This is a genomic window from Candidatus Dependentiae bacterium, assembly GCA_020431705.1.
Lineage (GTDB): Bacteria > Babelota > Babeliae > Babelales > Vermiphilaceae > JAGQHQ01.
Window position 1 is genome coordinate 17,831 of sequence record JAGQHQ010000005.1, and the last position, 19,235, is coordinate 37,065.

19 protein-coding genes and 1 tRNA gene are annotated in these 19,235 nt (G+C 33.6%); 13 read left to right on the forward strand and 7 right to left on the reverse strand.

From position 1 onward, the window contains the following. Positions 1–22: 22 nt before the first annotated feature. Entirely contained in the window at positions 23–364 is a 342-nt protein-coding gene (locus tag KC460_02230; GenBank protein MCA9770166.1) for a hypothetical protein, read from the reverse strand. A gap of 39 nt (positions 365–403) precedes the next feature. Beyond that, complete coding sequence (locus tag KC460_02235; GenBank protein ID MCA9770167.1) at positions 404–1,318, reverse strand: L-lactate dehydrogenase; 915 nt, start codon at positions 1,316–1,318, stop codon at positions 404–406. Positions 1,319–1,676: 358 nt separating this feature from the next. Here KC460_02235 and KC460_02240 point away from each other — a divergent pair, with 358 nt between their 5' ends. From KC460_02240 to KC460_02250, 3 genes are all read left to right on the forward strand, one after another. Next, positions 1,677–2,516 carry an A/G-specific adenine glycosylase gene (locus KC460_02240; protein ID MCA9770168.1) on the forward strand — a complete coding sequence of 280 codons (840 nt, stop codon included), beginning with the start codon at positions 1,677–1,679 and terminating at the stop codon, positions 2,514–2,516. Between the two features lie 147 nt (positions 2,517–2,663). After that, positions 2,664–3,251, forward strand: coding sequence for a hypothetical protein (locus tag KC460_02245; protein ID MCA9770169.1), 588 nt, complete (start codon positions 2,664–2,666; stop codon positions 3,249–3,251). Between the two features lie 410 nt (positions 3,252–3,661). After that, the gene (locus tag KC460_02250; GenBank protein MCA9770170.1) at positions 3,662–5,101 is read left to right on the forward strand and encodes a family 1 glycosylhydrolase; all 1,440 of its coding nucleotides are present in this window, start codon (positions 3,662–3,664) and stop codon (positions 5,099–5,101) included. A gap of 60 nt (positions 5,102–5,161) precedes the next feature. Here KC460_02250 and KC460_02255 read toward each other — a convergent pair whose 3' ends face one another. Then, the gene (locus KC460_02255; GenBank protein ID MCA9770171.1) at positions 5,162–5,419 is read right to left on the reverse strand and encodes a hypothetical protein; all 258 of its coding nucleotides are present in this window, start codon (positions 5,417–5,419) and stop codon (positions 5,162–5,164) included. A gap of 526 nt (positions 5,420–5,945) precedes the next feature. Here KC460_02255 and KC460_02260 point away from each other — a divergent pair. The 4 genes from KC460_02260 to KC460_02275 all read left to right on the forward strand — a co-directional run bounded on the left by KC460_02260 (position 5,946) and on the right by KC460_02275 (position 9,002). After that, the gene (locus KC460_02260) at positions 5,946–6,860 is read left to right on the forward strand and encodes a hypothetical protein (protein ID MCA9770172.1); all 915 of its coding nucleotides are present in this window, start codon (positions 5,946–5,948) and stop codon (positions 6,858–6,860) included. A gap of 60 nt (positions 6,861–6,920) precedes the next feature. After that, positions 6,921–7,427, forward strand: coding sequence for a hypothetical protein (locus tag KC460_02265; protein MCA9770173.1), 507 nt, complete (start codon positions 6,921–6,923; stop codon positions 7,425–7,427). Positions 7,428–7,618: 191 nt separating this feature from the next. Further along, the gene (locus KC460_02270) at positions 7,619–8,362 is read left to right on the forward strand and encodes a hypothetical protein (GenBank protein MCA9770174.1); all 744 of its coding nucleotides are present in this window, start codon (positions 7,619–7,621) and stop codon (positions 8,360–8,362) included. 64 nt (positions 8,363–8,426) lie between these two features. Next, positions 8,427–9,002, forward strand: a complete 576-nt coding sequence (locus tag KC460_02275; protein MCA9770175.1) for a hypothetical protein — start codon at positions 8,427–8,429, stop codon at positions 9,000–9,002. Here the strand turns inward: KC460_02275 and KC460_02280 are convergent. Continuing rightward, positions 8,999–10,312: a sodium:alanine symporter family protein gene (locus KC460_02280; GenBank protein MCA9770176.1), complete on the reverse strand. Its 1,314-nt coding sequence runs from the start codon at positions 10,310–10,312 to the stop codon at positions 8,999–9,001. The genes KC460_02275 and KC460_02280 overlap by 4 nt on opposite strands. 96 nt (positions 10,313–10,408) lie before the next feature. After that, entirely contained in the window at positions 10,409–11,011 is a 603-nt protein-coding gene (gene ruvA, locus KC460_02285) for a Holliday junction branch migration protein RuvA (GenBank protein ID MCA9770177.1), read from the reverse strand. A 117-nt stretch (positions 11,012–11,128) separates the two neighbouring features. Between ruvA and KC460_02290 the strand changes: the two genes are divergently transcribed. The 4 genes from KC460_02290 to KC460_02305 all read left to right on the forward strand — a co-directional run bounded on the left by KC460_02290 (position 11,129) and on the right by KC460_02305 (position 14,585). After that, positions 11,129–11,203, forward strand: a tRNA-Gly gene (locus tag KC460_02290). Positions 11,204–11,293: 90 nt separating this feature from the next. Beyond that, a complete protein-coding gene (locus KC460_02295; protein MCA9770178.1) occupies positions 11,294–11,992 on the forward strand; it encodes a Jag N-terminal domain-containing protein in 699 nt (232 codons plus the stop codon). Between the two features lie 25 nt (positions 11,993–12,017). Next, positions 12,018–13,418 carry a tRNA uridine-5-carboxymethylaminomethyl(34) synthesis GTPase MnmE gene (mnmE, locus tag KC460_02300; GenBank protein MCA9770179.1) on the forward strand — a complete coding sequence of 467 codons (1,401 nt, stop codon included), beginning with the start codon at positions 12,018–12,020 and terminating at the stop codon, positions 13,416–13,418. A 27-nt stretch (positions 13,419–13,445) separates the two neighbouring features. Beyond that, the gene (locus KC460_02305; protein MCA9770180.1) at positions 13,446–14,585 is read left to right on the forward strand and encodes a hypothetical protein; all 1,140 of its coding nucleotides are present in this window, start codon (positions 13,446–13,448) and stop codon (positions 14,583–14,585) included. 103 nt (positions 14,586–14,688) lie between these two features. On the opposite strand, the gene KC460_02310 is transcribed toward KC460_02305, so the two are convergent. After that, the gene (locus KC460_02310) at positions 14,689–15,387 is read right to left on the reverse strand and encodes an OmpA family protein (protein MCA9770181.1); all 699 of its coding nucleotides are present in this window, start codon (positions 15,385–15,387) and stop codon (positions 14,689–14,691) included. A 161-nt stretch (positions 15,388–15,548) separates the two neighbouring features. On the opposite strand from KC460_02310, the gene KC460_02315 reads away from it, so the two are divergent. Further along, positions 15,549–17,057, forward strand: coding sequence for an Rne/Rng family ribonuclease (locus tag KC460_02315; protein MCA9770182.1), 1,509 nt, complete (start codon positions 15,549–15,551; stop codon positions 17,055–17,057). A gap of 33 nt (positions 17,058–17,090) precedes the next feature. Continuing rightward, positions 17,091–18,548, forward strand: a complete 1,458-nt coding sequence (gene gatB / locus KC460_02320; protein ID MCA9770183.1) for an Asp-tRNA(Asn)/Glu-tRNA(Gln) amidotransferase subunit GatB — start codon at positions 17,091–17,093, stop codon at positions 18,546–18,548. Positions 18,549–18,778: 230 nt separating this feature from the next. Here gatB and KC460_02325 read toward each other — a convergent pair whose 3' ends face one another. Further along, positions 18,779–19,216, reverse strand: coding sequence for a hypothetical protein (locus KC460_02325; protein MCA9770184.1), 438 nt, complete (start codon positions 19,214–19,216; stop codon positions 18,779–18,781). Between the last annotated feature and the right edge of the window lie 19 nt (positions 19,217–19,235).

A 19,235-nucleotide genomic window follows, 5' to 3' on the forward strand; every position in this document is an offset into this window, starting at 1 on the left:
ATGTTTTGTTACTTAAAAGTTGTTAGTATTTTTTTATTGTCTGGCCGAAGTTAAACCATTTGCTGAATGTGTTTATCCAATTTGTCCAATTGCTTGGTTTTTTCTGTATGTTTTTCACTTTTTCTGTTGTATCTGATTGTAAGAATATTTTTTTATGTTTTTGTATATTCTTTTTTGTAGATATAGTGAAATCCTGATAACGGGATCTATACCATGCTTTTAGTCTTGGCGATAAATACTTCTTTATGTTAGGTTGATATTTTTTCTTGATTGATTGTGGAATTCTCATTTTTCCAGTTCTATAACTGGAGAAAATAAGTGGAACAATAATCAATATTACTATAATGAGAACAGGTTTTTTCATAGTATATACTCACTGTTTCTACATAGATTACAAGCTCATTTATATACCTAATGTGCTTGTAATTTTTTTTATTTTTATTGCGGATTCTTGTAATTGTTTTTGCTCAGTTTCATTTAAGTGTGTTGGTACAATTGATTCTACACCATGTACGCCAAGAACAACCGGCATGCTTAAGCACGTGTCGTATTCTTTGATATAGCAAGAAATGGGAAAAATTTGTTTCTGATCAAACAGAATTGCTTCGCAAATATCAGTTACACAGCTTGCTATACCATAATACGTTGCTCCTTTGCATTCTATTATTTCATATGCGCGCCTGCGCGTTTCTTGTGCAATTTGTTCTAATTTTTGGTTATTTAAATCGATAAAATCTTTAATCAAAGAACCATTAATATGCGCAGTTGACCAAATAGGAACTTGTGAGTCGCCATGTTCACCTAAAATATATACATCAACTGATTGACGAGCGATACCAATTTTTTTTGCTAGTAATCCGCGTAATCGCTGTGTATCCAAATACGTGCCAGACCCAATAACTTGATTGTGCAGTAAGCCACTTATTTTTTGTGTGTAATGTGTTAAAACATCGACAGGGTTAGTAACCATTAAAATAATAGTATCTTCTCGTATTGGTTTAATATTGTTTATTATTGAGGCGACAATTTTTTTGTTTGTTTGTGCAAGTTCTGAACGGTCTTGCCTAGGCTCTTGTTTTTTTCCAGCAGCGATAATAATAATATTTGCCAGGCTAGCGTCTTGTGATGTACCGCTACGCACTATTGATGTTTCACAAAAGGCTAGAGCATCCGATAAGTCTAACACCTCACCTGTGCAGCGAACCTCGTCAATATCTACGAGTATTATTTCTGCGATTACATTTTTAAGCATGAGGGTATAAGCAATGGTTGAGCCAACCAGCCCTGCGCCTATAATTGCTATTTTTGACTCCTTCATTAACACCTCTTTTTTTATCCTAAAAGCATTATTTTTAATTTACTTTTTTTACAAACCATGGGATAGGAATGCTCGTTGTTTTTGTGTACTCTTGGTATACTTTATTTTTCCAAGTTGTTGTTCTGTTAGTGGAATACCAGAAACATAGCGCAATAAATATGTAATAAGTAAAGGACTAAGTGTATCGCCATAATCCCTGAGTCATAATTTGACCCTTATTTGCGATTTTTTTAAAATGGCTGTTGTAGCTAGTATATCCCCCCCCTTGTTGTGTATGCTATACTTAAATCTTTTCCTAAACTTACTGTATATTATAAAACTAATTTTTTGCAATAAGTGGATTATTTGTATTACTCTCATGAGATATTTAAAGAAAAACCAAATAAAAAATTTCCAACAGTATATTTGGTCGTTTTACAAAAAAGCGGGCCGTAAATTTATTTGGCGTTATATTGACGACCCATACAAAATTGTTGTTTCAGAAATCATGCTTCAACAAACGCAAACGTGTCGAGTTATTGAAAAATATAAGAATTTTATTGCGGTATTTGCAGATTTTAAGTCACTTGCAAGTGCATCATTGCTTGATGTATTGCGATTGTGGCAAGGGCTTGGATATAATAGGCGTGGCAAGTATTTACACTGTATTGCACAAAAAGTAGTAAATGAGTTTGATGGTCAATTGCCAAATTGTCCGCAAATACTTGAAGCACTCCCTGGTATTGGTCCAGCAACAGCCTCTTCAATTTGTGCATTTGCTTTTAATAGTCCAACTGTATTTATAGAAACAAATATTCGCGCTGTATTTATTCACCACTTTTTTCAGTATCAAGAAAAAGTGCATGATAAAGAAATTTTTCCATTAATTAAATTAACGCTTGATACAACAAATCCACGTGAATGGTATTATGCACTGATGGATTATGGTGTTATGCTCAAAAAAAGGTTACCTAATCCCAACAAAAAAAGTAAACATTACACCAAGCAGTCTAAATTTGAAGGTTCTAACCGACAAATTAGAGGTATGATTTTGAAAATATTAATTAAACATAATAGTATCACAAAAAGTAGCTTATTTGATTTTATTAATCACGAAAAAGGACGGGTTGAAAGTGTTTTTGGGCAACTTATTGATGAAGACTTTATTGTAGAAAAGAATGGTAAGATTTTTTTTAAAAACTTACTTCAAAATTCATAGATACCTTAAAATATAGAATATAGAATATAGTGAATACCCAAAAATCTTATATGGACTAAATGGTTACAAGTTGCACATTTTGTTTTTTTTGTTATTATATAAGTATATTATATATTTTGTTGTAATATATTTAAAAGTGGAGGATTCATGAGTTTTTTTTCTATTAAGCATATTATGTTTTTTTTGGCAACAATCAGTCTTGGTTTTTCAGGTGTGATATTCAGTGAAACTACAAAAAAACAACTAAAGTACAATATCATAGCGTTAGCTAATACGGCATGTTTATACCAAAGAGTCCTAGGCAGGGATAGAGTTGTTAAGAATTTTTTAATGTCTGTACCAACTAAAAAAAGTAAGAAAATTACTTGGATAAGTCCAGAAATTGCATATGCTTCATTAGAAGAATCTGGAATACATATGCTATCTTATGCATATTATACTTCTAACTTAGTACATACACAATTTAAAAGACCATTTAGTTCTATTTCTTGTATCAAAAAAGGAGTTTGTGGTGCTGTAAGAGGATATGCTTATGGTGTTATCTCTGAAAATGTGCTGCCATGGCTTTTCAAAAAATTGAATGTAGAACGAAATAGTTCTGCGGGTGTGGCAGTTGAGGGCATTGCAAAATTTTTCATTATGTATGGAATTTGTACTGCAGAACAGACCATTAAAGATCGGAAGTTTAGTCCTACTATGCCTTTATTTAGTTTGGTTGCAAATTTTCAATTATAGAACCTATTCCAAAATTTATAAATACTTCAATGTATAGAATATAGCGGCAATCCAAATTGCCGCTATGTAGTTTTCAACTTTCTTATTCCATCGAATAAACATACCTTACTAGATATTCCAAATATCAAAACACTCTTTCTAATAATCTATTGAATTTCACAATTTTTTCTTTGGTATTTTTTCAAAATTTTTATATAAAAGTTAATGCTTTTTTTCTTAGGAATAATCTTTCTTAACTCTTTCCAAAAACTTCTATTCATGTAAAATCTTTATTTTTTCAGGCAACATAAAACATGAAATTCTATAATCCATACGGCACAACACAAGATAAATAGGCTAATTGACAATTAAACATAAATAATGCATACTTTTTCTAAAATATAGTCATTGTTTAAGTGGGGGGTTTGTTTATGCAAATTTTTCTTATTATAACTCGCCTTTTTTCCTGTATAGCACTGTTATTCTCAATAGTTACAAATAGTAATAGTGGACCAATTTTTCCTCATGGCTTTCTAAAAGGCTGCGCCCTTTCTGCCTACCAGAATGGTGGCCATATCAATGGACAAAGTAATTGGAGCCGTTTTGAAAACCAAAAAACATGCTTTAACTTTAAACATATTGGCTTCATACGCCCTACATCAGTTATTGAAGGTGGTGCAAAAATTGGCCGTGCAACAGAATTTTATGATCGTGCATTTGATGACATCAAACTCCTTAAGGATCTTGGCGTAAATGCATTCAGATTTTCTATTGAATGGGCAGATTATGAAGCATCAGAAGGTATCTTTAATGAAAAATATTTAGATTTTTTTGAACGATATGTTGATGCATTGATTGAAAATGGCATTAAGCCAATGATTACGCTGCATCACTTTGTACACCCCTTATGGTTTGAGCAAATGGGTGGATTTACTAAAGCAGAAAATATTGATTATTTTGTTCGTTATTGTAAACGTATTTTTAATCGCTTAGGTAAAAAAGTTCCATTTTGGTGCACCATTAATGAGCCAACTGTACTAAGCGCATGTGGCTATGTACTTGGCCTTCATCCTCCCGGGCGTGTTTTTCAGTTTGGCTTGGCAGGGCATGTATTATTTAATTTATTACAAGCGCATGTACAAGTGTATAAAGAATTAAAAGCACTGCCAGGTGGCCAACAAGCACAAATTGGCATTGTGCATCAGCTATTAACTTTTGAGCCATATAAACATAACATCAATGCACTGTGCACACAGTTGAATCTTTCTAACCCACTTGGCGCATTGGTATCTCGTATTTTTACCTTTACATTTGCACATCACGCAACAAAAGAATTTTTAAAAACAGGTATTTTTGAATACAAAATTCCATTTATAGGAAAACTGCCGACATTTTCTGGGCAGATGTGTAATGTGACTGGTTACAACTCTGATGCACCACAATCATATGATTTTATTGGGCTTAACTTTTATTCTCGCGTAATTATTGGTACTGCCGGTCCAACCTGTTATTCAAACCAAGTTATGACAGATATGGAATATCCATGTGCGCCAGAGTGGATATATGATGCAATTGTTCAAATGAGTGATCTGGGTAAACCAATTTATATCACTGAGCATGGCATTGCCGACGAAAATGATGTTAACCGTGGGCACTTTATTAAAGTTGCAATCGATAGTGTCTATAAAGCACTACAGCAGGGGTACGATGTTCGTGGTTATTTTTATTGGACACTTATGGATAACTATGAATGGAACGACGCTTACACGCAAAAGTTCGGATTATATCATGTTGATTTTGAAACACAAAACCGCACCCTACGCACAGGCGGCAGTATTTATCGCGACTACTTCAAGTTATGCAACTCATAGCATAACTTGCCCTTCGAAGCTCAAAGAGCGTAGTATGGCCAAGTGAAATCTGCCCTTTAACTAATGCCGATTTTCACACTTGTATTTAAAGTTATTTTTCGTAAAAAAGCTGGCAAAAAAATTTTTACATTCTTGGAATGTCACTTGCGCAAAGCGCTTACCAAGTCCGGGAGTAGCTGTTTTTTCATTATGCTTTATTAACGCAGCAGACTCTTTCTGCCTTCTTTTTGAATTACCATAAGACTTTTTTTCCGTAATCCCAAATATAACACCATGAAAAAGAATAATTACAAGATAAATAGAGTATCTGCTGTTCATTATATCGCCTCCTGCAAAGGGCAGTTTTAAAATATTTAACCTGGGAGAAGGAGTATAGCGCCATGGCGCACAAAAGTAAATCAGTGTCATTTTTTGCTATCAATGCGGTATTTTTGTTCTTCAGGATGGGGGTCTTTTATCTAGCGCATCACAAACAACTTTTGCATTATATGGGTTGGGGTTAAATATCTGCCCACTAAGTACAAAAGAATTGCCAATGGCTTTTAATAAAGTGCACATGACACCCGTTTTTTCAATGGATTTTTTATTGATTTTTCTTTCCATGCTACTAGCAGTGCACACAATCAATAAGCAAAAAAAACAATACAATTTTTTCTTCATTTTTGTTCTCCGCATTACAAAAAATCCTACTGTCAGAACCATATCTTACAAACAGTAGAATTTTCTACACTTGAGAATAAAGCCACAGATTTCTTTACACACAGCCAAAACTCTGATAAAATAACTCTATTTATAGGGCATTTTTGGGCATTTTTTGCTTTTTTCTTTGTAACGGAGAATTAACATGAAATCAAAAGATTTTTTTACACGTTTTTTAGCAGCTATTTTAGTCTACTCTTTTTTTGTAGGTAGCGTATGGGCAATGGAAGAAAATATTGATGACTTTATAAAAAAAATTGCTCTTTTTCAAGCAACAGAAGAACAAAAAAAGGTTTTTAATCTACTCTCACCAAGAGAACAAAGGGAAATTGTCGTTCTCCTTTTTACAGATAGAATGAGAAGGTATACTACAAAAGTGGATGCTGATCCAGAAAAAGAGGGTCGCGATGCAGCACAGGCAATGCACATTCGTGACATAGGGCTCAGCTCACTTGAAATGCAACACCTATGGAAAAACCCATTTCATTTTTTTGGAGGTAATCTATTAAAAGGATTTGAGGCTGGCATTCAAAGGGGTATTATGGAATTGACTGGCGGCGCAATAAATCTTGCTATTACTACTGGATACGTATTTATTCATAAAATACTAAAAACAAAAACTAGTTGTGACATAATAGCCGCCGAGCAAATACAAGATATTAACCTTATAATGACTTATCTGAGTAATCTAAGTGAAATGAATGCAACTGTCAGAAAAATAAGAGGAAGTAAAGCTGATACAGAAAAATCCAACGCTGTATTAAAACAGCTTCCCGTTGAATATAATAATGAAGTAAATAACTTTTCAGAGACTATTGCTAAAAGATACAAAATAAAGCTTCCCAAAAAACAGCCTATGCTTGAAACAAAAAAAATCAAAAAACCAAAGAAAAAACGTCCTAGAATAATGAATAATTTCGTTACCAACTCCTCTTCTTATTTACCTAAAGAAGAAAAACAAAAAGAAATCGATTATTTGAACTTTGATAATCAAGACACTTCGTCAGGAAGCTATATTTTAGAAGAAACTAATAAACAAGAATCTGTTAGTTATATATAAAAAAAAATAAAAATAAATATAATGCTTACTTATTCTAGTAATAAACAGCTAAAAAAAATTATGTATATATTCAATATGCGTATTTTTTTTTCCGCTATTATTTTTACTATTTTCTCTTATCATCCCATAAAAACTGGAGATATTTCTGATGCTACCGTAGAGTTGCTCAAGGCATGCACTAGCACTGTTCAAAAACACCCATGCTTATTTCCTCTTATACTTGGTGCAAGTACTATTGTTACACACTATACAGTCAAGGGCATTAGTTACGTTATCAAAGTGGGTCACTACTACTGGAGCCCACAAGAAAAACTCAGAGTTGATCTGGAAAAAGAGATTCTAGAGGGACAAAAAATACTTTTAACTAATGAAACAATGCTTAGTTTGTATCGATCATCATTGAGATACACCAAGTATAAAAAACAAGATGAGCAATTTTTACAGCAATTTGCAAAACTATGTAATAATCAACAACAAAAAATTGAAGATCTTAGTCGTCAATATTACGCTGATAAGCTTAATTTAATTGAATTTGAGCAGGAAGAAGGATTACTAAAATCAGCATAGAAAAAGCCTTTGTCAAATAACCATATCTTATTCTACATATCCATTAAGTTACTTTAATAAGCACCCTCATCAAAATACCATCCAAAAGTATATTTTTTATTATTTTTTACCATTTGCAAAAAAAATTATATTTGATACCATGGTTATTATGCAAAAGAAATTATGTGTTAGCCGTATTGTAAAGGATTGTCATGCTTAAAAAGCTAAAATTGTTATCGTTATTAACATTAGTAACATTATTAACCTCACATGTGCCTGCTATAGGTATGTTTGATGAAATGTATGATTCAATGAGCTCTGATTTGATTAATTTCAGTTATGCTGATTCAAAAGGACCAATTGTTCAATCTAGTCTTGATAACAATCCAATTGCAGTTAAAACTTTCAATATTATTTATGATATTGCAGTAGAAGCTAGTAAAGATACACTTGATACAGCAATAACAAATGCTCTTTTGAAAAAGAAAACAAATATTAGTCACACATTCTTGCAATCTTGCGCAAAACACTGTGTAAAAAAATCGCTATGGCTTACTCCAGTAGCAGCAATATGCGACACAAAAAAAACGGTTTCTGGTTTGGTTAGTGCTAGCCTTAAATATGGAGTAAATAATATTTTTTCTGATAAAGTAAAAAAGTCATCTGTATTAGGTAAAACAACTAATCTCGGCAATAAAATTGCCACATTTGCAGTCACTGATACTATCATAACTGGTACATTCCCAACACAAAATATCGTTCAAAAAGTAACAATAAAAAAAATTGCAAAAGTTGCTGCACCTGGTTTCCCATCAAGAACATTTGGCTTGTTTAATTTATACGCTGGCAGCAACAACCAGCCAATTAAACTTGCGACTGATACAGTAAAAAAAGATTTAACAAAAAAAAGTGTCTCAAAAGTACGTGAAACAATAACAAATTGGTTGTTTGTATAAAAATTAGGATGTTACATGCTAGAGTTTATATAGCGCTTATGTATTTCAATAAATGGAGATTATAATGGAATTCAAAAAAAAGATAATTAGTTTTTTAGTAGCTGTATGTATGGCCTCTACGTTATTTATTTCACATGAAATAAAAACGATGTATATTTATCAGCCAGAGCCAATAACGTGGTTTGGAACATTCAAGGATTTAGTTGGACAAGGAACCAAGCAATCAGTTATACAGGGTACTATACAAGTATGTTTATTTGTTGCAACACTCCCAATATCTCTTGCATTTAATAAAGCGATAAAAAGCTTCTTTGGCCCAAGTAAAGATCAACAAATAAAGCAAAATGCCACCTTATTACACTTTGAAGTAATAAAGGAAAAAGAACAAGCATTGCAATACGCTACACAAGCCATTCAATTACTGACTATTCAATTACAAGAATTAGAAAAAAACAGTATAGCAAAGGACTCTGTTCAATACAAAAATATTGCTACTCAAATCATCCAAATGCAAACACTACAAAAAGAACTTATTCAAATATTGGGTAGTTTAACACGTAACGCAGCATTACAGGCATTTGAACATAGCAAGAAAAAGCTTGAAAAAAGTAAAAAGCTTATGCCTTTACAGCAAGCCTAATTTACCTCAAGCACTTTAGGTTTTTTAAACGCTAAATAAAGCAAACCGAGAACGTTTGGTATCGCAATAAGTGTCAATAATACATCCAAATAAGCCCACATAAATTCAACATCAGCCAACGCGCCAACAAAAATTGCCACAACGCTCATACTTAAATAAACGGAAATATACTTATTATGTGTCAAAAGTGCAAAGCTTTGCTTACCATTAAATGTATTACCAATCACAGTGGTTAACACAAATAATGAAATCGTAATAAGCAAGATAATGTCACCTGCTGCAGGTGCGTGCATTTTAAATGCTTCATAGATAAACGTACTTCTAAAATTACCCTGCATCCAGACACCAGTAACTAAAACAAGAAGCCCTGAAATAGTAGATAAAAATGCATCGCTCATCATGGAATACATCGCAAGTACACCTTGATCAGATGGTTTTTTGGTATCCGCAATTGCATGTGCAATTGAGGAGGTCCCAATACCCGCTTCAGTAATAAAAATACCACGATAAATACCCGATCGCATTGCTTGTAACAACGCAACACCAACATAACCACCCAGTGCAGCAGTTGATGAAAATGCACTGGTAAAAATAAGAGAAAATGCCTGATAAACCGCTGAAATATCCCGCAATAAAATAAACATTGCAAACACAACATACAGTGTAAACATAATTGGTACTAATTTGCTCGCAATTACCCCAACTCGCCGCGCACCGCCACGAAGAACAAAAATCATCAATAACGATAGAGCAATACCAATATATATCTTTGAAATACCTTCTTGAAAGCAAATCAATGCTAGCGTGTTTGCCTGCAAAGCAGACCAACTCATATATAAAAAAGCAATTACAAACATATACCAACCACCAAGCCATGAAGCAATATATTTAAGGTATTGCATTGGCCCGCCAATAACAGTACCATCATCCATTTTTACCCGAGACTCAACCGCATAAGAAACCTCTGCGAATTTTGTTACACATCCAAAGAAAATATAAATAAGTAACCAAAACAACGCACCAGGCCCACCAGAATAAATAGCAACCGCTGGCACCACCAGGTTTCCCATGCCGATAGTACTTGCCATTGCAGTAAAAAGCGCATGAAATGGATTAATTGTTTTTACATCTTGCTCTTTTGTATCTGACTCCTGGAATCCTTTACGCAAAAGTTGTAAAAAATAACGAAATGAACGAAGTTGCACAAACCTTGTTTTAAGTGTCAAAAGCACAGCCACACCAAAAAATATAACTGTTGCTGGCAATGCAGTAATCTCATTAAACCACTTAAAAAAATCTATTAAAGCCATGAAATGTTCCTTTTAGCTGTATATCTATCGAATAAACAAAAATGTATTAAAGAGAAAGTGTACGATAAGCAAATGAGTAAAGATTGAGTTTTTATTTTACAATTTTTTTGCTAAAAATGCTAATGCATGGCGCATAAGCTTATCAAATGGAAGTGTCGGATCGTTGTATTGCTCATTTAAATGAGTCAGTGTATTGTTAATTTCTGATCGAGAATAATTAAGTGATTTAAGCACATCAACAAGCTGATTTCGCTGCTGGACACTTTCTCCTTGGGCACCTAGATCAACTCCTTCTTCGATTAATTGAGAGATTTTATGTTTGAGTTGAACAATTATATGCTCTGCTTTTTTCGTACCAATACCATTAACCGCGCTCAGAGCGCGCTCATTTGCAGTCTGAATTGCCTCTACAAATTCTGACGGGCTCATATGAGATAAAATAGACAAAGCTATACGCGGCCCAATGCCAGAACAACTGATAATTAAAACAAAAAGATGTCGCTCTGCTGGCTTAGTAAAACCAAAAAAAGATGGGCCATTTTCCTGATGCCAATACATATAAACCTGTATGGTAATTTTTTGGTTTATTTTAAAAAATGCAGAGTTTGCCACATATAGGGAAAATCCTATAGGTCCAGAAGTAAGAATAATAGAATCTTGTGTAATGGCTGTTATGGTTCCACTTATGTGATTAATCATGATCTTACCATACGGAATTTTTTTATGTATGTATATCCTTAATTTATTGACAAATAACCTGGTAATGATACATTTTTAGGTAGTTTTGGTTATAGATCATTATTATTTGAATTTCTTGCGGGAATAGCTCAGCGGTAGAGCGCTGCCTTGCCAAGGCAGAGGTCGCGGGTTCGACCCCCGTTTCCCGCTCCAAATCTGCATCGAGTCTGTATCTCACAGAACAATTTTATTTTACTACTATAACTTGCTTATTTGCTAAATAACTGGTATATTTTCCTTATTATGAAATCATTAGTAGAAGCAGCATCTTCAATATTTAAAGCTATAGAAAAAGGCTGGAATCGTGCCGGTTGCCCTCAAGAATTTACGATAAAAATTCTTGAAAAGGAAGAAACAAATTTTTTGGGTATGACCCGTAAACCAGCAAAAGTCGCGCTTTTTTTTGTTGAAGGTCAAGAATCAAAGCCAACAACACAGTATAAACAAAAAAAACGTTTTAATAATCAACAACAAAAGCGTTTTACTGCCAAAGAAGATGAGCGCGGAAACCGCCGTATCAACCAGAGACATAATCAAGAAAAATTACCGCATGATGAAAGGCAGCATCGTTTTTCTGAGAAACAAAGAATAGAAGAACGCAGTCGTCAAGATCAGCCGAGAAAAGACCTGCGAGGAGAAAAGCGATTTGATAGCCAACGTACAAAACAATATCAAGAAAAACAGCAAAGAACTCCTGAGCGCTCAGAAATACATCAACCAAAAGAACACGAACAAAAAAAGCCGATAAAAAATGTTGATGAAAAAAAATCTTCAAAAACAACAATGCTTTTCAGAAGTACTCATCGTAGACCTGTTGCCGGAGATAACGTTACTTTTCATAAAACTTCAACTGGTGAAAAAAAATACGTGAATCAGCAAACGATTTCTTCTAACAAAGAAAGTGATTCTGGGGACAACGACTCTAGGGACAAAAAAGAATAGTTATATTATTGTAGTGGGGGTTGTAGTGTCTTTTGTAGCACGCCCTGGCGTTTTATTATCACAAGATCAAGAATCAATTATTGCTTGTTGCACACCACAAGGAAGTGGCGCAATAGCACTTTTGCGTTTGTCAGGAGTCGATAGTTTCGAAATCGTAACACATATCAGCAAATTACCTGGCAACAAAAAAATATATCAGCAAAAAACACATACTATTCAATATGGCTGGATAGTTGATACTAACGGTACTACTATTGATCAGGTTTTGTTTTTTTTAATGCGAGGCCCAAAAACATTCACTGGCCAAGACACAATAGAAATTAGCTGCCACAACAATCCATTTATTATTGAAGCAATTATCCAAGAGGCTATTAAAAATGGTGCACGATTAGCACAAAATGGTGAATTTACCAAACGATCGGTCTTGAATGGCAAAATTGATTTGGTACAAGCAGAAGCAATTAATGAGCTTATTCATGCACATACACAACAAGCACTCAAACAATCTCTTGCTCAGCTTGAAGGAAGTTTGTCTGGCTGGTTACATACAATTGAAAACAATTTAATTAAGGCTCTAGCGCTTTCTGAAGCAAGTTTTGAGTTTATCGATGAAGAAGATCTAACCTTTGAAAATCAAATTTTACAATTACTTTCTGATGTACTTACACATATTAAGGATATTAAAAAAACATTTGACCAACAACAACATATACGTAATGGTATTAGAATTGCACTTATTGGAGCTGTAAATGCTGGAAAATCATCATTATTTAATACATTGCTTAGTCAAGAACGAGCTATTGTTACTAATATTGCTGGCACAACTCGTGATGCTATTGAAGCAGGTATATATAGAAGTGGAAACTATTGGACATTAGTTGACACGGCAGGACTACGACAAACTGATGATGTTGTTGAAGAACTTGGTATTAAAAAATCTTTTGAACAAGCACATTTAGCCGATATTATTTTACTTGTGAGCGACTCATTATCTCAGCTCTATACTGAACAAAAAAAAATATATACAGAACTGCTTGAAAAATATCGCAGCAAAATAATTTGTGTGAACACTAAGTATGATATGCAAAAATATATAAATGATAAAAAAGAGGAACATAGTATTACTGTTTCAAGTAAAACCGGACATAACATAACACTTCTTGAACAAAAAATAGAAAAAAAAATCATGCAGTTATTAAAACGCAGCGAATCATCGTTTCTCCTCAATAAACGGCAATTTAACATTTTGCTCGGCTTAGAAAAAAAATTAGAAAAAATCACACCAATGCTTAAAGAAAATATCCAGTACGAACTCATCTCATATCATTTAAATGATGCAATTTCTCACATAAATCAACTAACAGGCAAAAGCATCAGCGAAAAAGGAATGGATGCTGTTTTTCGTGAATTTTGTGTTGGTAAGTAATTAAAAATAAAATAATCAGGCAAAACAGTGAAAAAAATAATTATTCTTACCAGTAAAGGCGGTGGTGGACATTTAGCAGTCTCAGATGCGCTCAAAATATATTTAGGATCTCATTATAAAGTACATGCAGTAAATACTTTCTCTGACGTTATACACCCTCTTGATGTAATACGAAAAATCACATTTGGTAAATATGATTGGATACGATTTTATAATGATTTTCTAACAAAAAAATGGTTTCGCCTACTAAGTGCTTGCCAAGTAATCGGTGCATATTATATGAGAATTCGTAGCGGACCACTTGTACAGTTACTGACAGCATATCTAAAAAAAGAAAATGCGGATATGGTTATTTCTGTAGTACCGCTGATTAATGCAGCACTGATTAAAAGTACAAAAAATCTTGGTATACCTCTTATTATTGTTCCTACAGATTTGGATGCAACGATAGTAATAAATGGTATTAATCAACCACAAGAAAAGCATTTTCGTTTTACTTGCTCATTTGACGACGATACAATTGCTCAGACAATTGCACCAGCACAAATTAATAAAAAACAACTTGTTGTAACTGGCTTTCCCATCAGGCCAGTTTTTTTTACCCACAAAGATATTGAGAATATTAAGCACAAATATGATGTTTTGCCCAATAAACCAGTTATTTTACTATTAATGGGGTATCGTGGTTCAAATGCACTGTATGATTTTGCACAAGAACTAGCGAAAATAAAAGTGGCAATACATGTTTTAATTTGTACGGGTAAAAACACTAACGTAGTCAGAAAAATTCGTACAGTTAGTTTTCCACCACATATAACAACTACTATTATTGGTTTTACTGAACATATTTCTGACTTAATGAGCATATCAGATGTGTTTATTGGTAAATCTGGGTCAGTTAGCGTATGTGAAGCACTGTATATGAATTTGCCACTTTTTCTTGATGCAACAAGCGGTACACTAGAATGGGAAAAATTTAATCATGATTTTGTTACACAACACAATTTTGGATTAAGTATTAAAAGTGAAAAAGATATTGCACATATCGTCACTAAATTTTTTTCCGACACTGCATATAGGCAAAGAATGAAAAAAAGTCTACAAACATTCAAAAAAAAGCATGCCGGCACCGAAATTCGTACACTTGTAGAAAAAATGCTTAAGTAATTCGCTCGGTTTTTATTTATTCAGCGATTTTTTGTATATCAATAAAAAAAAAAGGGAGTTCGCTTTTGCGAAGCTCCCTTCAATATTTTAAAAATTAGCCAGACTAACCGATAATGATTCTCATTTCGTCACGACGATTTGCCCATTGTTGGTTTCTATCACCTTCAACAATTTTACCATCGACGACTGCTGGCACTTCTGAACCACGACCAACAATTTTAATTGAATCAGTTGGAATACCTGCAGCAGCAAAACGATCTCTTACTATTTTTGCTCTTTTCTCTGATAGCGCAAGGTTATATGCATCAGATCCTGCAGCACTATCAGCATGACCTTCAACAATAAGTGTAATTTTTGCATCAGGATTTTCTACTAATGCACGCTGCGCTTGTTCTATGTTAAATGCCATTGTGTCTTCTTGATCTTCTCGAATGTTAAACTTATCAAAGTCGAAATAAACAGCCTTAAACTCTTGTTGTTGTGACTCTTGAATCCAAGAAAAATCATCAACTTCCACCGAATCAGCTTTTACGTTTTTTGCAAGATCATCAGCATATGCAACATCTGCTAAATCAAGCTCATCATCACTCATGTCATCATACGCCATAGATTCATCAACTTCTATAAAATCTCCCATTTCATCATCAAAAACGGCACTCATATCACCGTCTGCTGTAGGAATATCAACAGAAGAGAATACATTTTTCTTACTATCTTTTTTTACAGCTTTTTCTTTTTTCTTCCCAAAGCACCCTGGAAGCGCAACTAACACAAATAGAAAAAGAGCCAATGCTTTTTTCATCTTTTTACTCCTAATTATAAAAAAATTAATCACATACTTAACCTACTGCCAGAGAGCGTAGCACACTTTTTATTAATTTTCTACTCATACATATGAAAATAGGGTATATTTAATAAATAAGAAGGGAAAAGAATACGCAACATAATGGTACAAATCATATTATGAAAAAAATTTTAATTAATAAAAATCCTTGGCAAATACGTATCGCTATTAGCGACAATAGTACGTTGCAGAATATATACTTTTCTGCACAGGCAGTCCAGTCTATTGAGCGAGTTTTCTTTAAAGGTAAAGTTACAAAAGTATTACCGGGAATTCAAACAGCGTTTGTTAATATTGGTCAAGAAAAAGCAGGCTTCTTGCATATTTCAGAAGTAGACAGAGAATTAGCACTTGGCAAATTTAGCAAACATATTTCACTTGAAGAAGATATTTCTAAAAAAACAGCTCAACTTCGTCAATCAATTGATATTAGTAAAATTTTCAAAGAAGGTGATGAGGTATTGGTTCAAGTCAGTAAAGAGCCAGTATATGAGAAAGGAGCAAAACTCACTACATGCTTTACATTACCTGGTAGATTTATCGTTTTAATGCCAAATATTCCTCGTATTGGTGTTTCGAAAAAAATTGAAGATCGGCAAGAACGTGTACGTCTTAAAGAAATTGTAAAAAAAAATTTACCAGAAAGTATGGGTGCTATTATTCGAACCACATCTGATGGGCGCAAAGAATGGGAAATTGTAAAAGATATTTCGATATTAGTAAGCACATGGGAAACGATACAAAACGGTTTTAAAGAAGCAAAACCTCAAGAACGTGTTTACGAAGATATTGAGCTCACGTTACAAATCGTACGTGATCATTTGGATAATGATGTTGAAGCAATCATTGTTGATAGCAAGGATACACAAAGAACAATCTATAATTACGTAAAAAAAATTGCACCCGAACATAGACAAAAAATAAAATTATACCGTGGTAAAACACCAATTTTTGAATATTACACTATAGAAGAGCAAATAGAAGCAGCGCTCGAAAAAAAGGTACCGCTCAAATCTGGTGGCTCTTTGATTATTGAAACAACTGAGGCCATGTCAGTTATTGATGTTAACACCGGTAAATTTACCGGTAAAAAAAATATGGCCGACACTATGCTACAAACAAATTTAGAGGCAGCAGAAGAAACAGTTCGCCAACTACGCTTACGCAATATTGGTGGGTTGATTGTTATTGATTTTATCGATATGGCTGCTGCAGCTAATCGGAAAAAGCTAATTACATTTTTTGAAAAAACACTCAAAGAGCGTGATAAATTTCAATCTGTTGTACTGAAAGTTTCTGAGTTTGGTTTAGTACAAATGACTCGAAAACGATCTGGTAAAACCCTAGTTCAACAGTTGACCGAAACGTGTCCTACATGTGAAGGTTCAGGTTTTATTAAATCGGTACAAACTCAAAGTTTTACTATTTTACATGCAATAACACAAGAACTAAAAGACAAAAAAATTAGCGATTCTATTACTATTAGTCTTCACCCAGATATTTTCAAGTATATAACAACAGCTCAGTATGATGCGGTACTTACCCTTGAAAATTTTTGTAGCTGCCGGATTACCTTTGTAACTAAAAAGAATTTTGGGCTCAACCAATACAAAATTGAAAAAAAATAGTATACTGAATGCTCATAAACAAAGGAATATATAATGGCAAAAACAGCGTCAGTATTAGACAACTACCCAGATTACGAGTTGACTATCGGTATTGAGGTTCATGCCCAGCTTACCACAAAAAGCAAAATTTTCTGCACATGTTCCAACAGCGTTACCAAGGAACCCAACAGAAATATTTGTTCTATTTGTACCGGCCAACCTGGTGTGCTCCCTGTTTTAAATAAAAAGGTAGTTGATTACGCAATTATGGCTGGTCTTGCAACAAGCTGTAACATTGCCCCTATATGTTCTTTTGCGCGTAAACATTATTTCTATCCTGATTTGCCAAAAAATTACCAGATTACTGAAGCTGATAACCCTATTTGCTCAGAAGGTTTTATTCCCATCCGCCTTGAAGATGAAAGTATTAAAAAGATTCGCTTGATTCGTATTCATATGGAAGAAGATGCAGGAAGAAACATTCATGCTCCTGACAGTGGAGAAAGTTTTGTTGACTTCAATAGAACAGGAACACCACTTTTAGAAATTGTTAGCTATCCTGATATTTCAAGTACATATGAAGCAAGAGTATACTTAAAAACTCTGCGTACCATTGTGCAATATTTAAATATTTGTAGCGGTAATATGGAAGAAGGAGCATTTCGCGCAGATACCAATATCTCTGTGCGTAAAAAGGGACAAGAAAAACTTGGCACTCGTTGTGAGTTAAAAAATATCAATTCATTTAAATTCATTGGCGACGCTATTGAATACGAAATAGAACGCCAAATCGATATATTAGAAAATGATGGTAAAGTAAAACAAGAAACCCGCTTGTGGGATACAAATAAAAAAGAATCTCGTCCAATGCGATCAAAAGAAGAAGCGGCTGATTATCGCTACTTTGAAGAACCTGATCTGCCTTTGGTTCAAACAAACCAAGAGTGGATTAGTCGTATTGCTGCGCAACTACCAGAACTGCCACATGATAAGTTTAGTCGCTTTGTAAGTCAACTTGGCTTAACACCCTATGAAGCAGAAATTCTGGTGGAAGATCGCGCACTTGCTAACTATTTTGAACAAGCATACAAAGAAACTCAAAGCAAACAATTAGTAAACTGGATTTTACGGGATGTTCTTGGTTATCTAAAAGAATATAAACAGTCTATTATTGAGTTTAAAGTCACCCCAAAAAAATTAGCTATAATTATACAAATGCTTGAACAAGAAGAAATTAACAATCATGCTGCAAAAGAAGTTTTTGAAATAATTGCGCAAACTGGGCAAAATCCTATTGATATCGTAAAAGAAAAAGGCTTAGAGCAGATGGGTGCTAGCCCAGAACTTGAGGCAATGATAAAAGAAATTATTGTAAATAGTCCACAACAAGTCGCACAACTCAAAGCGGGCAAAGAGCGTATGGTAGGCTACTTTGTCGGTCAGGCAATGAAAAAAACTCAAGGAAAGGGTAATCCTAAAATTATTCAAGAATTACTTAAAAAACTTCTGTAAATTCTTTATACGCCTGTTGCTTGTGCTTCTTCCATTCTTTTAAAAATAATGGAATTATATTATCCAAGATAATATTTAAGTAAGTGGTAAATCTTTTTTTAGAATTTTTTTAATACTGAGTACATCTTTGTCTTTGATCCAGTCAGCAATCATTTCATGTGCTATTTTTTTGACATTACTTTCATATTGATGTTGTTTTTGTTCCTCAACCTGTGTATAGCGATATATTTTTATACCACCGTGCGTTTGATATGTAAAACAGAATACAGCTCTTTTATAATATCCTGCAGTATGCGAAAACGTCCTTCTTGCCCATGATAAAAAACATAGTGCGTATCTTGATATTGTTGCTCACGAATCATTACGCGATCAATAATAGGCGCACAGTCTTTTTTTTCTTTAGTCCACTTTTTTTCAATCTTTGTTTTTAATTTAGATATACTTAAATAAGCCCGTATTTGAGTATTATTATTTTTATTATGAACTAACAGTTTAGTGACAACAATTTTTTTAATGGTTTCCCTTTTTAATAAATTACTATTTTTAAATAAAAAATTAAAATTATCATAATAAAAAGCGATATTGGACAATTTTTTGGGGGGAAGTATTTCTACATGAAAATCATAAAAGAAAAAAGTAGTCTTTTTGTTGTTTTTAAAAGGACTCATTTATCTAATCGGTTGACAA

What these genes read in the sequence shown, in the direction of transcription:
- ruvA (MCA9770177.1), bottom strand. Translation starts at nt 11,011, where the DNA reads ATGATTAATCACATAAGTGGAACCATAACAGCCATTACACAAGATTCT.
- KC460_02295 (MCA9770178.1), top strand. Translation starts at nt 11,294, where the DNA reads ATGAAATCATTAGTAGAAGCAGCATCTTCAATATTTAAAGCTATAGAA.
- gatB (MCA9770183.1), top strand. Translation starts at nt 17,091, where the DNA reads ATGGCAAAAACAGCGTCAGTATTAGACAACTACCCAGATTACGAGTTG.
- KC460_02275 (MCA9770175.1), top strand. Translation starts at nt 8,427, where the DNA reads ATGGAATTCAAAAAAAAGATAATTAGTTTTTTAGTAGCTGTATGTATG.
- KC460_02280 (MCA9770176.1), bottom strand. Translation starts at nt 10,312, where the DNA reads ATGGCTTTAATAGATTTTTTTAAGTGGTTTAATGAGATTACTGCATTG.
- KC460_02245 (MCA9770169.1), top strand. Translation starts at nt 2,664, where the DNA reads ATGAGTTTTTTTTCTATTAAGCATATTATGTTTTTTTTGGCAACAATC.
- KC460_02230 (MCA9770166.1), bottom strand. Translation starts at nt 364, where the DNA reads ATGAAAAAACCTGTTCTCATTATAGTAATATTGATTATTGTTCCACTT.
- KC460_02255 (MCA9770171.1), bottom strand. Translation starts at nt 5,419, where the DNA reads ATGAACAGCAGATACTCTATTTATCTTGTAATTATTCTTTTTCATGGT.
- KC460_02235 (MCA9770167.1), bottom strand. Translation starts at nt 1,318, where the DNA reads ATGAAGGAGTCAAAAATAGCAATTATAGGCGCAGGGCTGGTTGGCTCA.
- KC460_02240 (MCA9770168.1), top strand. Translation starts at nt 1,677, where the DNA reads ATGAGATATTTAAAGAAAAACCAAATAAAAAATTTCCAACAGTATATT.
- KC460_02325 (MCA9770184.1), bottom strand. Translation starts at nt 19,216, where the DNA reads ATGAGTCCTTTTAAAAACAACAAAAAGACTACTTTTTTCTTTTATGAT.
- KC460_02270 (MCA9770174.1), top strand. Translation starts at nt 7,619, where the DNA reads ATGCTTAAAAAGCTAAAATTGTTATCGTTATTAACATTAGTAACATTA.
- KC460_02250 (MCA9770170.1), top strand. Translation starts at nt 3,662, where the DNA reads ATGCAAATTTTTCTTATTATAACTCGCCTTTTTTCCTGTATAGCACTG.
- KC460_02310 (MCA9770181.1), bottom strand. Translation starts at nt 15,387, where the DNA reads ATGAAAAAAGCATTGGCTCTTTTTCTATTTGTGTTAGTTGCGCTTCCA.
- KC460_02315 (MCA9770182.1), top strand. Translation starts at nt 15,549, where the DNA reads ATGAAAAAAATTTTAATTAATAAAAATCCTTGGCAAATACGTATCGCT.
- KC460_02260 (MCA9770172.1), top strand. Translation starts at nt 5,946, where the DNA reads ATGAAATCAAAAGATTTTTTTACACGTTTTTTAGCAGCTATTTTAGTC.
- KC460_02265 (MCA9770173.1), top strand. Translation starts at nt 6,921, where the DNA reads ATGTATATATTCAATATGCGTATTTTTTTTTCCGCTATTATTTTTACT.